The sequence below is a fragment of the Mesorhizobium maamorense genome, from assembly GCF_044998965.1.
Taxonomy (GTDB): Bacteria; Pseudomonadota; Alphaproteobacteria; order Rhizobiales; family Rhizobiaceae; genus Mesorhizobium.
Genome location: NZ_CP173356.1, coordinates 1,658,010 through 1,675,750, shown reverse-complemented (window position 1 = coordinate 1,675,750; position 17,741 = coordinate 1,658,010). Strand labels below are relative to the sequence as shown.

General features: G+C 64.0%; 17 protein-coding genes, 1 tRNA gene and 1 pseudogene. 8 read left to right on the top strand and 11 right to left on the bottom strand.

Annotation, left to right across the window (positions count from 1 at the left end; genetic code table 11):
* Positions 1-23 precede the first annotated feature (23 nt).
* Both ACIU1A_RS08470 and rnd read left to right on the top strand, forming a co-directional pair.
* Positions 24-1,259 (top strand): MFS transporter, encoded by a 1,236-nt coding sequence (locus ACIU1A_RS08470; RefSeq protein WP_404927073.1) that lies wholly within the window; start codon positions 24-26, stop codon positions 1,257-1,259.
* Positions 1,260-1,334: 75 nt separating this feature from the next.
* Positions 1,335-2,486: a ribonuclease D gene (gene rnd / locus ACIU1A_RS08465; protein WP_140494108.1), complete on the top strand. Its 1,152-nt coding sequence runs from the start codon at positions 1,335-1,337 to the stop codon at positions 2,484-2,486.
* 30 nt (positions 2,487-2,516) lie between these two features.
* On the opposite strand, the gene ACIU1A_RS08460 is transcribed toward rnd, so the two are convergent.
* From ACIU1A_RS08460 to ACIU1A_RS08435, 6 genes are all read right to left on the bottom strand, one after another.
* Positions 2,517-2,936 carry an MAPEG family protein gene (locus ACIU1A_RS08460; protein WP_404927072.1) on the bottom strand — a complete coding sequence of 140 codons (420 nt, stop codon included), beginning with the start codon at positions 2,934-2,936 and terminating at the stop codon, positions 2,517-2,519.
* Between the two features lie 29 nt (positions 2,937-2,965).
* On the bottom strand, positions 2,966-3,439 hold the full coding sequence (locus ACIU1A_RS08455; protein WP_404927886.1) for a hypothetical protein: 474 nt from the start codon (positions 3,437-3,439) through the stop codon (positions 2,966-2,968).
* Positions 3,440-3,545: 106 nt separating this feature from the next.
* A complete protein-coding gene (guaB, locus tag ACIU1A_RS08450) occupies positions 3,546-5,048 on the bottom strand; it encodes an IMP dehydrogenase (protein WP_140494114.1) in 1,503 nt (500 codons plus the stop codon).
* Positions 5,049-5,185: 137 nt separating this feature from the next.
* The gene (locus ACIU1A_RS08445; RefSeq protein ID WP_404927071.1) at positions 5,186-5,635 is read right to left on the bottom strand and encodes a PIN domain-containing protein; all 450 of its coding nucleotides are present in this window, start codon (positions 5,633-5,635) and stop codon (positions 5,186-5,188) included.
* On the bottom strand, positions 5,632-5,877 hold the full coding sequence (locus ACIU1A_RS08440; RefSeq protein ID WP_140494118.1) for a type II toxin-antitoxin system Phd/YefM family antitoxin: 246 nt from the start codon (positions 5,875-5,877) through the stop codon (positions 5,632-5,634). The genes ACIU1A_RS08445 and ACIU1A_RS08440 overlap by 4 nt, the downstream gene beginning before the upstream one ends.
* 115 nt (positions 5,878-5,992) lie before the next feature.
* On the bottom strand, positions 5,993-6,211 hold the full coding sequence (locus tag ACIU1A_RS08435) for a hypothetical protein (RefSeq protein WP_404928104.1): 219 nt from the start codon (positions 6,209-6,211) through the stop codon (positions 5,993-5,995).
* On the opposite strand from ACIU1A_RS08435, the pseudogene ACIU1A_RS08430 reads away from it, so the two are divergent.
* Positions 6,129-7,509, top strand: a pseudogene (locus ACIU1A_RS08430) (MFS transporter). The gene ACIU1A_RS08435 and the pseudogene ACIU1A_RS08430 sit on opposite strands and share 83 nt — an antisense overlap.
* A 6-nt stretch (positions 7,510-7,515) precedes the next feature.
* Here the strand turns inward: ACIU1A_RS08430 and ACIU1A_RS08425 are convergent.
* Both ACIU1A_RS08425 and ACIU1A_RS08420 read right to left on the bottom strand, forming a co-directional pair.
* Positions 7,516-8,313: an RlmE family RNA methyltransferase gene (locus ACIU1A_RS08425; protein ID WP_404927070.1), complete on the bottom strand. Its 798-nt coding sequence runs from the start codon at positions 8,311-8,313 to the stop codon at positions 7,516-7,518.
* Positions 8,314-8,652: 339 nt separating this feature from the next.
* Positions 8,653-10,002 carry a Ppx/GppA phosphatase family protein gene (locus tag ACIU1A_RS08420; RefSeq protein ID WP_404927069.1) on the bottom strand — a complete coding sequence of 450 codons (1,350 nt, stop codon included), beginning with the start codon at positions 10,000-10,002 and terminating at the stop codon, positions 8,653-8,655.
* Between the two features lie 427 nt (positions 10,003-10,429).
* Here ACIU1A_RS08420 and ACIU1A_RS08415 point away from each other — a divergent pair, with 427 nt between their 5' ends.
* Both ACIU1A_RS08415 and ACIU1A_RS08410 read left to right on the top strand, forming a co-directional pair.
* Positions 10,430-11,362 (top strand): lysylphosphatidylglycerol synthase domain-containing protein, encoded by a 933-nt coding sequence (locus ACIU1A_RS08415; protein WP_404927068.1) that lies wholly within the window; start codon positions 10,430-10,432, stop codon positions 11,360-11,362.
* A 123-nt stretch (positions 11,363-11,485) separates the two neighbouring features.
* Positions 11,486-11,559, top strand: a tRNA-Gln gene (locus tag ACIU1A_RS08410).
* A gap of 38 nt (positions 11,560-11,597) precedes the next feature.
* Here ACIU1A_RS08410 and ACIU1A_RS08405 read toward each other — a convergent pair.
* Complete coding sequence (locus ACIU1A_RS08405) at positions 11,598-12,785, bottom strand: IS481 family transposase (protein ID WP_404927067.1); 1,188 nt, start codon at positions 12,783-12,785, stop codon at positions 11,598-11,600.
* Positions 12,786-13,006: 221 nt separating this feature from the next.
* On the opposite strand from ACIU1A_RS08405, the gene ACIU1A_RS08400 reads away from it, so the two are divergent.
* Both ACIU1A_RS08400 and ACIU1A_RS08395 read left to right on the top strand, forming a co-directional pair.
* Positions 13,007-13,501, top strand: coding sequence for a hypothetical protein (locus tag ACIU1A_RS08400; RefSeq protein WP_224519168.1), 495 nt, complete (start codon positions 13,007-13,009; stop codon positions 13,499-13,501).
* Positions 13,502-13,865: 364 nt separating this feature from the next.
* A complete protein-coding gene (locus tag ACIU1A_RS08395) occupies positions 13,866-14,870 on the top strand; it encodes a L,D-transpeptidase (RefSeq protein WP_404927066.1) in 1,005 nt (334 codons plus the stop codon).
* Positions 14,871-14,963: 93 nt separating this feature from the next.
* Here the strand turns inward: ACIU1A_RS08395 and ACIU1A_RS08390 are convergent, their stop codons facing one another.
* A complete protein-coding gene (locus tag ACIU1A_RS08390) occupies positions 14,964-15,650 on the bottom strand; it encodes a D-lyxose/D-mannose family sugar isomerase (protein ID WP_140560557.1) in 687 nt (228 codons plus the stop codon).
* A 186-nt stretch (positions 15,651-15,836) separates the two neighbouring features.
* Here ACIU1A_RS08390 and ACIU1A_RS08385 point away from each other — a divergent pair, with 186 nt between their 5' ends.
* On the top strand, positions 15,837-16,895 hold the full coding sequence (locus ACIU1A_RS08385; RefSeq protein WP_404927885.1) for a D-TA family PLP-dependent enzyme: 1,059 nt from the start codon (positions 15,837-15,839) through the stop codon (positions 16,893-16,895).
* 24 nt (positions 16,896-16,919) lie between these two features.
* Here ACIU1A_RS08385 and ACIU1A_RS08380 read toward each other — a convergent pair whose 3' ends face one another.
* Positions 16,920-17,684, bottom strand: coding sequence for a heme ABC transporter permease (locus tag ACIU1A_RS08380; protein ID WP_404927065.1), 765 nt, complete (start codon positions 17,682-17,684; stop codon positions 16,920-16,922).
* Positions 17,685-17,741: the final 57 nt, after the last annotated feature.

The following is a 17,741-nucleotide window of genomic DNA, read 5'->3' as shown; positions in this document are numbered from 1 at the left end:
CACAGACATGTGATCGCCTCTTAATGTCCTCCATCCGTCCGCTGATCCCGCTCCTCATCGCCGCAGGCATCCTGCTCGGCGGCAATGGGCTGCAAAGCACGCTGATCGCGCTGCGCGGCGCGCAGGAAGGTTTTTCGGCTTCCGACATCGGCCTGATGGGCACGTTCTATTTCGCCGGCTTCCTGCTCGGCTGCCTGGCCGTCACCCGCATCCTGAAGGCGGTCGGCCATGTCAGGACCTTCTCGGCGCTGGCCGCGGCCGCCTCGGCCGGCACATTGCTCCTGGTTCTGGTCATCGACCCGGTGATGTGGTGCGCGGTGCGTTTTGCCGGCGGTTTCTGCTTCGCCGGCCTGTTCACGGTGATGGAGGCCTGGCTCAACTCCGGGGTCAGCAACAAGGACCGCGCCCGCGTGCTTGCCATCTACCGCATGGTCGACATCGGCTCGGTCACCGGCGCGCAGTTCCTCATCCCGATCTTCGGAGCGGGCGGCTTCGCCATATTCGCCATCATGTCGATGATGATCACGCTGTCGCTGGTGCCGGTATCGCTGGGCGATCGCTCCAACCCGACGCCGCCGGAAGACGTCAAGCTCGACCTGGCGCGGGTCTGGCGCATCTCGCCGCTCGGCTGTTTCGGCTGCATCGCCGTCGGCGTCACCAACAGCGCGTTCCGCACGCTGTCGCCGGTCTATGCCGAGCAGATCGGCATGTCTGTCGCCGATGTCGTCACCTTCGTCAGCGTCGGTATCTTCGGCGGCGCACTCATCCAATACCCGCTAGGCTATCTCTCCGATCGCTGGGACCGGCGCTCGGTGCTGCTGGCGACGACATGCTGCGCCATGCTGGCAGCGCTGGCGCTTGCGTTCGTGGCGGGAGCCGACCCGTTTCTCAACTTCCTCATCATCTTCATCTTCGGCTGTTTCGCCATGCCGCTCTACTCGCTGTCGGCGGCGCACTCCAACGACCGCGCCGGCGCGGGCGAGTTCGTTCTGATCAACGCCGCCTTGATGCTGTTTTATTCCTTCGGCGCCATTGGCGGCCCTTTCGCCGCATCGACGGCGATGCAGTATTTTGGCCCAAGCGCGCTGTTCGTGTTCAGCGCGCTGGTCTATGCAATCTTCATCGCCGTCATCCTCTATCGGATGCGGGCACGATCGGGCGTGCCGGCTGGCAAGCGCAGCCGCTTCACCGCGCTGTTGCGCACCTCGACGGTTTTCGCCCGGCTGGCGAGAAGAAACGGCGATCCGGACGGGCCGTGATGCGAGCGCCAACGCTTGACGAAAGCCTTCCCGGCTGAAATCTAGGAAGACCCTACTCCTGCCAAAAGCGATTTGATGCACGTCATCACCACCCAAAAAGAACTCGAGACCGTTCTCGCCGCTTTCGAAAAATCGGATTTCGTCACCGTCGACACCGAATTCATCCGGGAAACGACCTTCTGGCCGATCCTGTGCCTGATCCAGATGGCGGCGCCCGGAATAACGGCGCTGATCGATCCGCTGTCGCCAGACATCGACCTGAAGCCGTTTTTCAGGCTGATGGCCAATGAATCTGTCGTCAAAGTCTTCCATGCCGCGCGGCAGGACATCGAAATCATCGTCCATCTGGGCGATCTCGTTCCCCATCCGGTGTTCGATACCCAGGTTGCGGCGATGGTCTGCGGGTTCGGCGACAGCGTTTCCTACGATCAGCTCGTGCAGCGCGTGACCGGCGCGCGGCTCGACAAGTCCTCGCGCTTCACCGACTGGCGCCACCGGCCGCTGTCCGAAAAGCAGCTCGACTATGCGCTTGCCGACGTCACCCACCTTATCGAGGTCTACCAGCATCTCAGCGCCGAACTGGAGCGGGAGAACCGCGCCCACTGGCTGAACGAGGAGATGGACGTCCTGACCTCGCGCGAAACCTACGATCCGCACCCCGAGGATGCCTGGAAGCGGCTGAAGATGCGGCTGCGCAAGCCGCAGGAGCTGGCGATCGTGCAGGCCGTGGCGGCATGGCGCGAGCGCGAGGCGCGCGAACGCGACGTACCCCGCGGCCGCGTGCTCAAGGACGACGCCATCTACGAGGTGGCGCAGCAGGCGCCGCGCGACGCGGCCGCGCTGGCCAAGCTGCGCACGATACCGAAGGGCTGGGAGCGCTCCTCGACCGCGGCGGCGCTGCTTGGCGCGGTCAACACCGCACTAGCTCTGCCCAAGGAGCAATTGCCGAAGCTGCCAAAGAGTTTTCAGCCGCCCGAGGGATCGAGCGCCGCCGCGGAGCTGTTGAAGGTGCTGCTCAGGATCGTGGCCGAAAAGCAAGGCGTCGCATCGAAGGTCCTGGCTTCCAGCGACGACATCGACCGCATCGCTGCCGAAGGCGAAGCCGCCGACGTGCCGGCGCTGCAGGGCTGGCGCCGCGCCGTTTTCGGCGAGGCGGCGCTGAAGCTGGTGCGCGGCGAGATCGGCATCAAGTTCGACAAGCGCAAAATAGCGGTGTTCGATTTGTAGGCGGAGCGCCCCAACGAAGGGGAGTACTGCTCAAACCACCCGGAGCAGGTGCAGCGCGAGCCAGATCCAGCCCAGCAAAAGAATCACTGCCCCCAGGGAGAAAGACCGGCTGCGCAGGAGCAGATTGTTGCTGGTCAGGTGAACCCAGGCATGAAAATAGCGGGTCCCGACAAAGATCCACATCAGGGCCAAGGTCAGATAGTTGACGCCGTTGGTCAGGTGCAACATCAGGCACAGCACATAGAAAAGCACCGGCAGTTCGAACTGGTTGCTGAGGTTGCTGGCAACTGTCACGCAGGAGGCCGGCTCGGTCGAGCGCGCCTTGTACTGGCTGACTTTGGCTTCGCCCGATTGGATGGCGACATACCTGCGCCGGGCCATGGCGCCATAGACGATGTAGACCAGCAACACGTGCGCCAGAACAGGCCAGAAAATCGATGTCTGGTTCATGAACCCTCCCCGCCCGGTGCCGGGTCAGATCAATTCTGTTTCTGACCCGCCAGCCAGAAGACGGCGATGACGATCACCGGAATTGCGAGCAGCGCGAATTTGGTGACGATCAGCGCCGAGGCGAGACCCAGGGAATCGGGATTGGCCGACAGGAAATCCGACAGAAGGCGGGCCACGGCGATGTTCTGGGCGTAGTTGGCGATCGTGTAGGGCAGCACCAGGATCAGTGCGAAGATCGATTGCATCTGGCCCGGAAGCACGCGGAAATTCCTCAACCGCCTTCCCGCTGCCAGGATCAGGCTGACCAGCGTCACCGACAACAGCGCGGGGAACAGAAGATCGAAGGTCAGATAGTGCCAGACCAGGATGATCTCGCCGCCGCGCCGGCCGAGCGCCGTCAGCCAGGCCATGCCTTCATCCGGCGTGAAGCCAAAAACGCGCATGTCGAGCGACGGCAAACCGCCACTCAACTGGCGGAAATAGAAGAACTCCATGAGCGTCATGGCGATGAAAACCGCCACCGATGCGGTGCAAAGGGCGGCAGCGTGGCGCGATAGCCGCAAGATAGTCGCGGCCAGATTGCGCCAGAACGTGTACTGGTCGGGCCGATCAGGCTCCGCCGGGATAGTTGGGGCTTTCGCGGGTGATCGTGACGTCATGGGCGTGGCTTTCACGAAGTCCGGCGTTGGATATGCGCACAAAGGTGGCGCGTTCGCGGAAATCGGCAAGGTCGCGGCCACCAACATAACCCATAGCGGCTTTCAGGCCGCCTGCAAGCTGGTGCAGCACGCCAGACACAGGTCCTTTGTAGGGGACCTGCCCCTCGATGCCTTCCGGCACCAGTTTCAGCGTGTCGCGAACCTCCGCCTGGAAGTATCGGTCGGCCGAGCCGCGCGCCATGGCGCCGACCGAACCCATGCCGCGATAGGCCTTGAAGGAGCGGCCCTGGTGCAGATAGACCTCGCCCGGGCTTTCGTCGGTGCCGGCAAGCAGCGAGCCGATCATGGCGGCACTGGCGCCGGCGGCAAGCGCCTTGGCCAGATCGCCGGAATATTTGATGCCGCCATCGGCGATCACCGAGGCGCCCGATTTGTGCGCAGTCTCCACCGCCGACATGATGGCCGACAGCTGCGGCACGCCGACGCCGGCGACGATGCGGGTGGTGCAGATGGAGCCGGGGCCGATGCCGACCTTGACGGCATCGGCGCCGGCATCGATCAGCGCCTGGGTGCCCTCGGCGGTGGCAACGTTGCCGGCCAGGATGCGCACCGAATTGGAGAGTTTTTTCGCCCGCGTGACGGCATCGAGGACACGCTGCGAATGGCCGTGCGCGGTGTCGATGACCAGAAGGTCGACGCCCGCCTCGATCAGGCGCTCGGCGCGCTCGAAACCGTCGTCGCCGACGCTGGTGGCGGCCGCGGCGCGCAGACGCCCCTGCGCGTCCTTGGTGGCGTGCGGGTTGAGCTGCGATTTCTCGATGTCCTTGACGGTGATCAGGCCGACGCAATTGCCCTGCTTGTCGACGACGACGAGCTTTTCGATGCGGTGCTGATGCAGAAGCCGCTTGGCCTCGTCCTGGTCGACATTCTCCTTGACCGTGATCAGGTTCTCACGGGTCATCAATTCATAGACTTTCTGCGCCGGATCGGAGGCGAAGCGCACGTCGCGATTGGTCAGGATGCCGACCAGCCGTCCGCTCTTGTGCCCGCCGGAGCCGCCATTCTCGACAACCGGAATACCCGAGATCGAGTAGGTGCGCATCAGCGACAACGCGTCGGCCAGCGTCGCGTCGGGACCGATGGTGACCGGGTTGACCACCATGCCGGATTCGAATTTCTTCACCTGCCGCACCTGCTCGGCCTGCTCGGCCGGCGAGAAATTGCGGTGGATGACGCCGATGCCGCCGGCCTGCGCCATGGCGATGGCAAGCCTTGCCTCCGTGACGGTATCCATGGCCGCCGACAGGATCGGCACGTTGAGGTCGATGTCGCCGGCAATCCGGGTGCGGATGTCGGTCTGGCCGGGCATGACTTCGGAATGGCCGGGCTGCAAAAGCACGTCGTCAAAGGTCAGCGCCAGCGCGCCGGTGGACGTTTCGATGATTTTTGCCATGGCCAGCCCTTTGAATGCGGGAAAAGCGCTGGACCGGGATGGACAGCGCGACTCTCTTCTTCCCTTTCAGGATTGGCGGTGGCTGGTACCACGTCCCGGCACGGAAGAAAAGCCGATCGTTGCGGACGCTTCAGCTTCTATTGCGAACCAAGGAAAGCATCCAGCAAAGCGTGACGCGGCGATGCAAAGGGGTTGACGACGGTTACACCGCCCCAGGTGAAGCCGTCCTGCAGGTCTTCCGACAGAAGCAGCCGGCAACCCGTTTGGGATGCAGCCGAAAGAATGACGGCATCCCAGATGCCGAAGCGATGGTCCGCCGCAAGATCGACAGCCATCGTCATCACCTCCGGCGTCGTCCCGGCAACCGGGAACGCGTCGCGCCAGCTAAGCAGCGCATCCCGAGCCTCCTTGGGCGACCTTCCAGCCTCGCGGACAAGGACCTTGAACAGTTCACCCAGCACCTGGACCGGAACAATGGCAGCGTCTTGTGGAACCTTGCGCAGCAGTCCGAGAACGTGGTCGCGTTTGGCTACGTTGTTAACGCCCTCTGCGTAGGCAAGAATGTTGGTGTCGAGCGCGACCCTCACAGGTCATCCTCGTAGAGCTCATCGCGGGTCCAGCGTCCTGCATCGGCAACCGGCTGCCGTTCGAGTCGCGACAGCAATGCCGCGCGCGAGCGGGAGGCCACACCCTCGTGCCTCTCCGCAGGCACGATCCGTGCCACCGGCCGACCATGGCTTGTCACGAGGTAGCTCTGGCCCTCGCGTACCTCACGCAGGATGCGAGAAAATCTGCGATTGGCATCGGCTGCCGAAACGGCCTCTTCCATGATCATAACGTCCTGTAGTTATTTTCACTACAATAGGGATAGTGTCCGCTTTTTGCAAGCAATCGCGTATCGCAGCCGCCACCGGAGGTTGCGGTCGCATAAAAGTGACAGCAATTTAACACGACATTGGTGTCCAGCCGTGATAACCGCCCTGCCTGCCGGCAAACTCCCGGTCGGCAACATCTGGAATCAAGCCCGGACGCGTTCCTTTGAACCGAACCATTCCGCTCATATTGGCGGTCGCTCTTTTCATGGAAAACATGGATTCGACCGTCATCGCCACATCGCTGCCGGCGATCGCCCTCGACATCCACACCAGCCCGATCGCGCTCAAGCTGGCGTTGACCTCCTATCTTGTGTCGCTGGCGATCTTCATTCCCATCAGCGGCTGGATGGCGGATCGCTTCGGCGCCAAGAACGTTTTCCGCGCCGCGATCGCGGTGTTCATCGTCGGTTCGGTCGCCTGCGCCGTTTCGGGCTCGCTGCCGGCCTTCGTGGTGTCGCGCTTCCTGCAAGGCATAGGCGGCGCCATGATGACGCCGGTCGGGCGCCTGGTGCTGGTGCGCGCCACGCCCAAGAGCGAACTTGTCGCGGCGATGTCCTGGCTGACCGTGCCGGCATTGGTGGGCCCGCTGGTCGGACCGCCGATCGGCGGCTTCATCACCACCTACTTCACCTGGCACTGGATCTTCCTGATCAATGTGCCGATCGGCCTGATCGGCATCTGGCTGGCCACCCGCTTCCTGCCGGAAACCGAGATCGATGGAGACGCCGCCGCTCGATTTCGTCGGCTTCGTGCTGAGCGGGCTGGCGGCGTCCGGCGTCGTGTTCGGCCTGTCAGTGATCAGCTTGCCCTATCTGCCGCCGGCGACCGGCTTCATCACCGTGGGCGTCGGGCTGGTGTCGGGCGCTCTCTACCTCATGCATGCGCGCCGTGCCAGGAACCCCCTGCTGGCGCTCGACTTGTTCCGCAACCAGGTATTCCGCTCCTCCGTGCTTGGCGGCGGACTTTTCCGCATCGGCATCGGCGCCGTGCCGTTCCTGCTGCCGCTGATGTTCCAGATCGGTTTCGGGCTGACGCCGTTCCAGTCCGGCATGATTACCTTCGTCTCCGCGATCGGCGCCATCGGCATGAAATTCGTCACAGCGCTGATCTTCCGCGTCGTCGGCTTTCGTCGCGTGCTGATCGTCGGCTCGCTGGTGGCCGCCGCGTCGATCGCCGTCAACGGCCTGTTCACGCCCGATACGCCCTATCTCTTGATGCTGGCCATGCTGCTGGTGGGCGGCTTCATCCGCTCGATGTTCTTTACCGGCATCAACGCCCTCGCCTACGCCGAGGTTTCAGCCGAGGACACGAGCAAGGCAACACCGATCGCCGCCGTGTTCCAGCAACTGTCGATCGCGCTGGGCGTGGCGGTTGCCGGCGGCATCCTGGAAGTATCGACGGCTATCCACGGCGGCCCGTTGACATTGCCGGACTTCCATACCGCCTTCTTCATCGTCGCGGCAATTTCCGCCGCCGCATCGCTGTCGTTCATGCGGCTGGCGCCCGATGCCGGCAACGCCGTATCGGGCCACGGCCGCCTGACCATGCCCAAGCCGCTGGAACCGGTGAGGTCGCCGGGGGAGTGAGACGGTTCAGCCGTCGCCGTCCGCCGGCCCTTCGCCATGGCTCCGTGCGCTCAAGTTCTTCGAGACATCCACTGGACGTTCCGATCCGCCTGATGGCGGACCGGATTCTCGCCCTTTGAAATCCTTCGCCAGTAGATACAGCTCCACCGACTCATCGCGCGACGCAGGCGGCTTGACGTGGTGGACGGACCGGAAATTCTTCTTCAGCATCGAGAGCAGCTCGTTTTCGGCGCCGCCCTGGAACGTCTTGGCCAGGAAGTGGCCGCCCGGCTTCAGCACCGACAGCGCGAAATCGGCGGCCACCTCGCACAGATGCATGGTGCGGATGTGGTCGGTCCGCTTGTGGCCGGTGGTGGGCGCCGCCATGTCGGACAGCACGACATCGGGATCGCCGCCAAGCGCCTCGGCCAGCTTCGGCGGCGCCTCGGGATCGAGGAAATCCATCAACAGCACCGGCGCGCCGGGCACCGCGTCCATCTCCAGATAGTCGATGCCTACGACATGCGGATTTTCCGCGGTCGATTTGGTCCGCGCGGCCGCGACCTGGCACCAGCCGCCGGGGGCCGCACCAAGGTCGATCACCTTCATGCCGGGTTTCAGCAGATGGTGCTTGTCGTCGATCTCGATCAGCTTGTAGGCCGCGCGCGAGCGGTAGCCGTCAGCCTTGGAGCGCTGGACGTAGGGATCGTTGATGTGGCGCTGCAGCCAGCGGCGCGACGATTCCTTCAGCCCGCTTTTCTTCTTGATCCGCGTCTTCAGCACGCGAATGCCGGCCGAGCCCGGCTTTTCCGGTTTCTTGGTCATTGGTTGACTTCTTGTCCAAGTTTTCTCGCTTGCCGGGTTGTGGCCGTTTTTCGGCGGCAGCGCGTTTGGCAAACGGCTTCCCCCACTCCGTCGCTGCTTCGCAGCGCCACCTCCCCCCTCCGGAGGGAGAGGAAGGGCGCCAAGATTGGCTAGCTCGCGCCATTCCTCTCCCCCGTCGATCGGGGAGAGGTGTCGAGCGAAGCTCGACGGAGCGGGGGCGACTGCTCACCGGAGCAACACTTGCGCCAGCTTGCCCGAGCGTGACTTCTGGACAAACGGAGGCGTTTGTCCGCGAAAACCGGTCGCCACTTTTCGCTGACGCGGTCCTGCGGTTGGGGATCATGCTCTGCCGCGCCCATCGTTGCGCCAGACGCCGTCATCGGCCATCAGCTCGCTCAAGATGCCCTCGCGCAGGCCGCGGTCGGCGACGCGCAGCCGCTCCGATGGCCACACGGCCCGGATCGCTTCCAGGATGGCGCAGCCGGCCAGCACCAGGTCGGCGCGGTCGGCGCCGATGCAGGGATTGGCGACACGCTGCTGGAAATCCCAGCCGACCAGCTTTTCAACCATGCGGTCGACGCTGTCCCTGTCCATCCACAGGCCGTCGACGCGGCGGCGGTCGTAGCGGTCGAGATCGAGATGGACGCCGGCCAGCGTCGTCACCGTTCCGGAAGTGCCCAGCAGATGGAATTTCGGGCTGGCCTTGAGGTGAGCCAGCCGATCACGGCCGTCGAAGGCGGCGAGCCGGGCGGCCACGTCGTCGACCATGGCGCCAAAAATCTCGCGCGTCACCGTGCGGCCGCCGAAGCGCTCGGCCAGCGAGACGACGCCGACCGGCAGCGACGTCCACGACACGATATGGTTGGCGAGCCGCGGCGAGCGGCGGCCGGTGAGATCGATCAGCGCGATCTCGGAGGAGCCGCCGCCGATGTCGAACAGCACGACGCCCTGCGTGTCGCGCTCGACCAGCGAACCGCAGCCGGACACCGCGAGCCGGGCTTCGGTCTGTCGGTCGATGATTTCGAGCTTGAGGCCAGCCTCGCGCTCGACGCGCTCCAGGAACTCGACGCCGTTCGCCGCCGAGCGGCAGGCTTCGGTGGCGATCAGCCGCGCCTTCCTGATCTTGCGGTTGCGCAGTTTCTCGCCGCAGACCTTCAGGGCCTCGACCGCGCGGTCCATCGCCGGTTGGCCGAGGCGGCCGCTGGTCGTGAGCCCCTCGCCCAATCGCACGATGCGCGAAAAGGCGTCGATGACACGAAACTGGCCATGACGCGCCGGCACGGCGACCAGCAGCCGGCAATTGTTGGTGCCGAGATCGAGCGCGGCAAATACCGGCAATTCCGGCATCGTCGGGCGACGGGCCCCCGGTTCTGGCCGAGCCACCGCGATGGGCGGTGTGGCTATGCCTGCAAGCGCCGCGCCAGCCGCGGCGGCGCGTGGCGCCGGCGCCCCATTCGCCGCGGGACGGATATCGTCGCGCGCAAAAACCTTGCGCCCGCGCCGGCGTTTGCGCCTTTTCTTGGCCTTGCCCTTTTGATGGTGGTTTGCGTCGCTCGCCTGCCCGTCGGCGGAGCGTGGCTCCGTCGGGCGGCGTTGCTGCCATTTGGCGGTCCCCAGGCCTGCCGGCCCCGGGGAAGCGCTGGACGCGCCCACCTCCGGCGCGCCGGCGCCGGTGTCGCGGTCTTCCACTGTCGTTCCTTCCGGCGCCGCGCGAACCGGCGAACGGACGCAGCAGGCGCTTCTTTGTTTCAAGTTGCCGCCAGACTAACAGCGCCGGCCCGGATCACCAAGTGCCGCGTGGCACGAATTTTGCCGGGCTGTCCGCAAACCGCCCGCTGCCGCGTCTTGCGCAAAGTGGGGGTAAACAGCGACTTTCAGCACAAATGCGTGTGGGGACGGTCGCATGGCCGGGCCGATATTCCCGCTCGGCTGTCGATTTTCCGCCTCTCAACGACGATTACGATTGCGGCTTGCCATAGCGGCAAGGCCCGGCGGTTGAATAGCCGGCTTCGATGAGGCATCTCTGAAATGGAGGGGGCAGAGCGATCGGAATCGCTGACCGCTTTCCCGCGATGACAGCGAAGGCAACGGGCCCGCAACGCATGGCAGTCAGGCAATGAACTGGAGACGCTATTTCTGGCCGGTCGTCGGCGTCGGGGCGGTGATTTTCTCGCTCCTGCTGCTCTGGCACGAATTGCGCGGCATTTCGCTGGATGATGTCTGGGACGGTATTGCGGCGATCCCGGCCCGCGGCTGGATCCTCGCGGGGCTGAGCTCGGTTGTCGCCTATGCCTCGCTCGCCGGCTACGACCACATCGCGCTCCTGCATATCGGCAAACGCGTGTCGTGGCTGTTCGTCACGCTGTGCTCCTTCACCACCTACGCGCTGTCGCACAATATCGGCGGCTCGGTGTTTTCGGGCGCCGTCATCCGTTATCGCGCCTATGGCACGAGGGGATTGAGCGGACAGGACGTCGGCGTGCTGGTGGCGATCTGCTGGATTACCTTCGTGCTGTCGACGGTACTTGCCTCCGGCCTCGTTCTGGTGCTCGAACCGCAGATCACCGACCGCTTCTCCGGCATAGCCCATCACGGCCTGTCGCGGGCTGCGGGCATCGTCATGCTTGCCGTCGTCGCCGCCTATATCTTCGGCAGCTGGCTGCATCTGCGGCCGCTGAAGATCGGCAGCTTTCAGATTCACTATCCGGCCCTGCCGATCGTGGCGCGACAATTACTGATCGGCCCGATCGAACTCCTGGCGGCAGCCGCGATCATCTTCTTTGCCCTCCCCGGGACCCATAACCCCGGCTATTTCGTGGTGCTCGGCGTGTTCCTCGTCTCCTTCTCGATCGCGCAGATCTCGCACGCGCCGGGTGGGCTGGGCGTGTTCGAGGTGGTGTTCCTGGCCGGGCTCTCCGACATGGACCCCGTGGGCGTGCTGGCGGCCCTGCTGGTATTCCGGCTGTTTTATCTCATCGTCCCGCTGTTTCTGGGCCTGGGCATCGTGCTCTACTTCGAGCGCTCGCAGTTCGGGCGGACAGGCAATTGAAAAGCCGCGCCGAAACATCACAATTGAAACACCGGCAGGCTTGACTATTTTCTGCTGGCGGCTACAAGGCAGCGCTCACAGCGGTTCGCCCGCTAGGCCCGCGCGGTTTATGACCTCGCCTGCTGGGGAATAGGTTAACGGTAGACCCACGGACTCTGACTCCGTTAGTCCTGGTTCGGATCCAGGTTCCCCAGCCAGCTTCACTCTGGTCCGTTCCGGACACATAGGTTACGGTTTATACCGGAGACATGGATAACACTTTTGGCCCGAAGGGGTTTTGGAGTGGTTCGAGCCTGCATGTCTCATCATCGAAATATCCCAAATCGTAGTCCATGAAGCTAGCCAGCCAGATATGGTCCTCGACCTGTTTGATGCCGACGATCTGGCCGGCAAAGACAAGGCTGAGGTTGATCTTCTTTCTGTTATAGCAGATGCGGCCGCAGGTGGTGACGGTGACGGCCTTGTCGTGAAACGGATAGTCGAGGTCTGGTAGGCCGGCATAGGGACGCGTTGAGGGCGCGTAGCGCTCCGCCGGGTAGTCCATGTCGAGCGCCTGGTGCGGGCGTTCTGAGTTGAACTCATCGATGAAGTCATCGAACCTGGCCTGCTGTTGAAGGAAATTGGCACCAGCCGGTTTGGTGGTTTCCTTCTTCAGGGTGAGGTGCATGCGCTCATGACGCCCGTTCTGCTGCGGGCAGCCCGGCTTGATGCGCTCGATGTCGATGCCCAGGCGCAGCCACCAGACCGACAGCTTGCTGAGGTTGAACAGCGCATTGGGGCTGGCGAAGGGAACGCCATTGTCGGTCCTGATCGCGCTGGGGAGGCCGAACTCTTTGAAAACGCTTTCGAACACGGTGAAGGCACAGGCTTCCTTGGTGGTCGAGAGCGCCTCGCAGGCGATGAGATAGCGGCTGGCAAAGTCGGTGATCGTCAACGGATAGCAATAGCGCCGATCGGCGAGCATGAACTCGCCCTTGTAGTCGGCACACCACAGATCGTTGGGGCGACAGCCGTTTGAAAGCGGTGTCCCCGTCGCCCGGTTTCGCCTGCGCTTGCGGTGCTCGACCAGGCCGTGGCGATCGAGCACGGCGTGCACCGTCGAGATCGCCGGCCGGTGCACATCCGGATACAGCCGGGCCAGCCGCTCGCGTATCTTCGGCGCGCCCCATGTCGGCTTGTCTTGCTTGAGGCGCACAATCAGCTTCTCGATTTGAAACGGAAGCTGATTGGCGTGGCGATAGGGCCGACGCGATCGATCCGTCAGCCCCTCCAGGCCGCTATCGTTGTAGCGCGCGAGGATCTTGTAGCCGGTCTTGCGCGAGATATCGAACTCTCGGCAAAGCACGGCCATCTTCTCACCGTCCAGCAGCCGGGCGACGAACTTCAGCCGCTCTTCCATGACGTTACACTCCTTCCAAGGCACCTTGCTCTCCTTGCAAAGGGCCGAAAGTGTAACCCATCTATCCGGAATGAACTGTCACCCATCCCTCGGGAAGGGCATCCCACCGTCCGCACCAGACCAACCAGCCTGATCCGCCGTCTCGCGATCGAACAGGCAGCCCGATCATCACGGGTTGAAATATCGGGGCGGCCTCTTACCTCGGTGAAGGGCGGGCGAACAATCCAGCAGATCGGAGAGCGGTTTTGGCGTCTCGCGGGATTCGACTACCGGCTATCCTGTTTCTTCTCACCGGCACGGGCGCGCTCTGGTCCTGCGTCGTTCCCGACGATACGTCCAAGCTTGCGAAAGAGGATCCCACAACGGCTGCCGCCCAAAAGGAAATGGTCGGCCTCAGCGAAGCGGATCTGCGAATGTGTGCGGGATTCCCCACCGCCACCGCCGACGAAGGAGCATCGGGGCAAATCTGGAGCTACGAGCGCGCGGTGCAGCGGGGCAATGTCAATGTCGTGCTTCCTACCTTCGCGGTGGGCCCTATCCCTTCCGTCGGCGGGTCGTTGAATGTCGCTCCGGGAGGTTATTGCAACACACAGGTTCGCATCGTCGATGGCCGTGTGGCTGAGGTCGCCTATGCGGGCGATAACAACCTTCCAAACCGCCGCGATGGGCTGTGTGTCAGCGCCGTCGACGCATGCGTCGTCTATGCCCGCAAACAAAACAAGGGCAGGCCTGGCAGTTAATGGCGTTCGACACCGGTGCGTGTGAGCCCGGCGTTGCCATAGGCGCTGCACGGGCTGGTGGAATGCCTGACACGGCGCGGCGAAGCGAGGAGTTGCCGGCGCTGCTGGCAAAGCTCGCCACGGCGATGGCCAAGGCGGATGTACCGATCAGCTCGTCATGCCTGTGTGCAGGACGAGCGTGCAGCCGGCGCCGAGTTCTTGCCGTTAAGTCTATCATCACATGCATCCGCGCGACCGCCGGACGTCCCGATCCGTATTCCTCATACTGGCGGTCGGTGATCGCGGCTCAAATGCAGGGGGGAATGGAACCAGATCGGCCCTGCAACGTCATAGAAGCAGGTGCTCATGCAGGAGTGTGACGTCGATGACCAGGCTCCTTCTCGTCGCGGCTGTCGTGCTCGCCATGGCATGTGACGTATCGGCGGCGGCAAAGCTGGACGTCGCAGCCGTCAACAACGCGCAATTCGACGACAGCGAAGCAAAAGGCGTCAGTGCGACCGTGCTGAAGGCACAGATCCTTCTGGATCGCGCGCGCTTCTCGCCGGGCCTGATCGACGGCCGCGCAGCAGAGAACTTCGCCAAGGCGGTCCGGGCGTTTCAGGCGGCCAACGGGCTGCCCGCCGATGGTAAGCTCACCCGCCAGACCTGGGACAAGCTGGTCGCGACCTCCCCGAGCCCGGCGCTCGAGACGTACGAGCTGACGCGCAAGGATGTGCGCGGACCGTTTACCAGGCGAATTCCGGCGCGCATGGAGAAAATGGCCCGCCTGCGCAGGCTCGGCTACCACAACGCGGCGGAAAAAATAGCGGAGCGCTTCCACGTCAGCCAACAGTTGCTTCAACGGCTCAACCGTGGCGTCGGCTTCAGGAAGGCCGGGCAAAAGGTGCTGGTGCCTGCCGTCACCCGAGGCGATCCGCCCGCGGGTGTTGCTGAGGTCGAGGTCGACAAGGGCGCGCGCCAGCTTCGCGTGCTCGACCCGTCCGGCAAAGTGCTTGCGGTGTACCCCGCCTCGATCGGCAGCCAGGAGAAGCCGGCGCCGAGCGGCCAGGCAGAGGTCAAACGCGTGGTGCACAACCCCACCTATCACTACGATCCCGACTTCGCCTTCAAGGGGGTGAGGACCAAACGCCCCTTCACGATCGCCGCCGGGCCAAACAATCCGGTGGGATCGGTGTGGATTGATTTGTCCATCGAAAGTTACGGCATTCACGGGACTCCGGACCCGAGCAAGATCGGGAAAACCTTCTCGCATGGCTGCATCAGGCTGACCAATTGGGACGCCGAAGACCTCGCCTCCGAAGTGCACGAGGGCACGAAGGTCATCTTCACCGGCGAAGCGGTGGGATCGATCACCCAGGGATCGCCGTAGAGGCAACCGGGGGAATCACTTTCACGTGGCTGCTGCCATTGAGGCGCTGCCGGCCTTGCCGTCAACCGGCCGGCGCCTCAATTCACGGCGAAATCACCCCAGCCACTTCTCATAATCGGACACCAGCAGGTGCAGCGGCGCGACGTCCTCGTCGATATTGGAGAAGCGACCGATCGGCTCGCGAAACACATTGTCGGTGAGATCGTCATTGACGGTCGACACCTCGCCGATCAGTACGTCCTTGCCTTCGGCCCAGAAGGCATGCCAGACGCCGGGCAGCAGCGTGACGCTCTGGCCCGGATCGAGCTTCAGCAGCCCGCCCGCCGGCAACCGGTGGATGGTGCCGTCGACAGGCACCGACACCTCGGCCTTGGGATCGATGCCGCCGTCGCGATCGTGCATGAACAGTTCCAGCACCAGCTTGCCGCCGCCACGGTTGATGATGTCCTCGGCCTTGATGTTGTGGCGGTGCATCGGCGACAACTGGTCCTTGCGCGAGATCATGATCTTCTCGGCATAGAGCATGCCCATGCCCTTCTTCATGTCCTCGTAGCGGCCGTTGCGCACTGTGAACAGGAACAGGCCGAGCTCCTTGAATTTTTCCTGGCCGTAGTCGGTGATGTCCCAGCCGAGCCGCGAGGTGAAAATGGCCGAGGAATCGACCTGGCGCGCCTTCATCTCTTCCGGCGACCAGTAGGCGAAGGGCGGCATGATGTAGCCGAACGAGCGGATGAAAGCGTCGGCTTCGCGGATGATGTCGTTGATGGCGGAGCGTTTCATGATCGTGGTCCTCGTGTCGACTTTTCCGACAAATCGCATAGCCGAACGACGATGCGGTGTCGATCCGTATTGCCTCGCCCCGGCTTGCAGCGCGGACGCATGGAACCTCCGATCCGCTCGGCTGGCCGCGTGACATAAGGCGCTTTCAGGGCCATAACCCCTGCGGATTCCACAGGGTGACAGATGATGCCGACCATTCACGACCTCGATACGCCATCGATCCTGATCGACGCCGCGCGCGCCGAAGCCAATATTGCCCGCGCGCAGGCGCATGCCGACCGCCACGGGTTGAAGCTCAGGCCGCACATCAAGACGCATAAGCTGCCCTATTGGGCGAAGAAGCAGGTGGCGGCGGGCGCGGTCGGCATCACCTGCCAGAAGATCGGCGAGGCCGAGGTGATGGCCGATGCCGGGCTGACCGACATTTTTCTCCCCTACAACATCCTTGGCCGTGCCAAGCTGGAGCGGCTGAAGGCGCTGCATGGGCGCGTCACCCTGTCGGTGACGGCGGACAGCGTTGAGACGATCGACGGACTGGCCGCCACCTTCGCCGATGCCGGCCATCCCCTGCCGGTCCTGGTCGAATGCGACACCGGCATGGGGCGTTGCGGCGTGCAGACGGCTGGCGAGGCTGTTGGGCTGGCAAGACAGATCGACACGGCCAAGGGCCTCGCCTTCGGCGGGCTGATGACCTATCCGGCCGCGGGCCGTGCGGCGGAGGCCGAGGCCTGGCTCGCCGGCGCCAGGCAGGCGCTGGCTGCCTGCGGCCTCGCCTGCGAGCGCATCTCCAGCGGCGGCACGCCCGACATGTGGCGCTCCGGCGAAGACAGCGTCGTCACGGAATACCGGCCCGGCACCTACATCTATCTCGACCGCTACCAGGTCGCCAAGGGCGTCGGCAGCCTCGACGATTGCGCGCTGAGCGTGTTGTCGACCGTGGTCAGCCATCCGACGCGGACGCGTGCCATCCTCGACGCCGGCAGCAAGGCGCTGTCGAGCGACACGCTGGGGCTCGCCGATTTCGGCGAGTTGCTCGGCGTTGCGGGAGCGCGGGTGACCGGCCTGAGCGAGGAACACGGCACGGTCACGCTCTCAGGCGATGGCAAGCTTCGCATCGGCGAGCGCGTGCGCGTGGTGCCCGACCATTGCTGCGTCGTCACCAACCTGTTCAATGAGGTCAATTTGATCGACGGCGAGACGGTGCTGGAAACCCTGCCGGTGGCCGCACGTGGGCGGATGGGATGACTTCTTTGGCCAGGCGCGGGTGATTCAAGCCGGCTGACGCTCAGCCTGCCGGGCCGCGACCCTGCGCATCGCAATCACCCGCCGCCGGTGGATTTCGGTACGCATCGCCATCAGGTGCAGCGCGAAGAACAGCACCGTGAAGCCGATGGCCATCACCAGCAGCGGCCAGAGCATCGAGGAGTCGATGGTCGATCCGCCCATGCGGAACACCGAGGCCGGCTGATGCAGCGTGTTCCACCAATCGACCGAGAATTTTATGATCGGGATGTTGATGAAGCCGACCAGCGTGATGATGGCGGCGGCCCAGGCGGCGCGGCCGGCGTCATCGAGCGCGCGGGTCAGCGCGATGATGCCGAGATACATCAGGAACAGCACGAAGACCGAAGTCAGCCGCGCGTCCCACACCCACCAGGTGCCCCACATCGGCTTGCCCCAGATCGAACCGGTGACCAGCGCCAGCGCGGTGAAGACGGCACCTATGGGGGCCGCCGATTTCAGTGCGACATCGGCCAGCGGATGGCGCCAGACCAATGTGCCGAGCGCCGAGAGCGCCATCAGCGTGTAGCACATCATGGCCAACCAGGCGAAAGGCACATGGATGTACATGATGCGGACGGTGATGCCTTGCTGGAAGTCCTCGGGCGCGGTGAAGCTCATATAGAGGCCGGCGGCAAGGGTCAGCGCCGCAATCGTCGCCAGCCACGGCACCACCCGGTCGGCAAGCGCCACGAACCGTGTCGGGTTGGCAAGATCGGTCCAGCCGCTCAGGCGTGAAGTGCTGTCGCTCATGCCGCTTTAAATAGCCCGGCTATGCGTCTGGGGCAATCGAGGGAGTGTCGCAGGCCT

Bases quoted from the DNA above. Each gene is read 5' to 3' on its own strand.
- ACIU1A_RS08395 (WP_404927066.1), top strand. From the start codon at position 13,866: ATGACCAGGCTCCTTCTCGTCGCGGCTGTCGTGCTCGCCATGGCATGT.
- guaB (WP_140494114.1), bottom strand. From the start codon at position 5,048: ATGGCAAAAATCATCGAAACGTCCACCGGCGCGCTGGCGCTGACCTTT.
- rnd (WP_140494108.1), top strand. From the start codon at position 1,335: ATGCACGTCATCACCACCCAAAAAGAACTCGAGACCGTTCTCGCCGCT.
- ACIU1A_RS08425 (WP_404927070.1), bottom strand. From the start codon at position 8,313: ATGACCAAGAAACCGGAAAAGCCGGGCTCGGCCGGCATTCGCGTGCTG.
- ACIU1A_RS08460 (WP_404927072.1), bottom strand. From the start codon at position 2,936: ATGAACCAGACATCGATTTTCTGGCCTGTTCTGGCGCACGTGTTGCTG.
- ACIU1A_RS08415 (WP_404927068.1), top strand. From the start codon at position 10,430: ATGAACTGGAGACGCTATTTCTGGCCGGTCGTCGGCGTCGGGGCGGTG.
- ACIU1A_RS08390 (WP_140560557.1), bottom strand. From the start codon at position 15,650: ATGAAACGCTCCGCCATCAACGACATCATCCGCGAAGCCGACGCTTTC.
- ACIU1A_RS08385 (WP_404927885.1), top strand. From the start codon at position 15,837: ATGCCGACCATTCACGACCTCGATACGCCATCGATCCTGATCGACGCC.
- ACIU1A_RS08470 (WP_404927073.1), top strand. From the start codon at position 24: ATGTCCTCCATCCGTCCGCTGATCCCGCTCCTCATCGCCGCAGGCATC.
- ACIU1A_RS08440 (WP_140494118.1), bottom strand. From the start codon at position 5,877: ATGGAAGAGGCCGTTTCGGCAGCCGATGCCAATCGCAGATTTTCTCGC.
- ACIU1A_RS08455 (WP_404927886.1), bottom strand. From the start codon at position 3,439: ATGACGCTCATGGAGTTCTTCTATTTCCGCCAGTTGAGTGGCGGTTTG.
- ACIU1A_RS08380 (WP_404927065.1), bottom strand. From the start codon at position 17,684: ATGAGCGACAGCACTTCACGCCTGAGCGGCTGGACCGATCTTGCCAAC.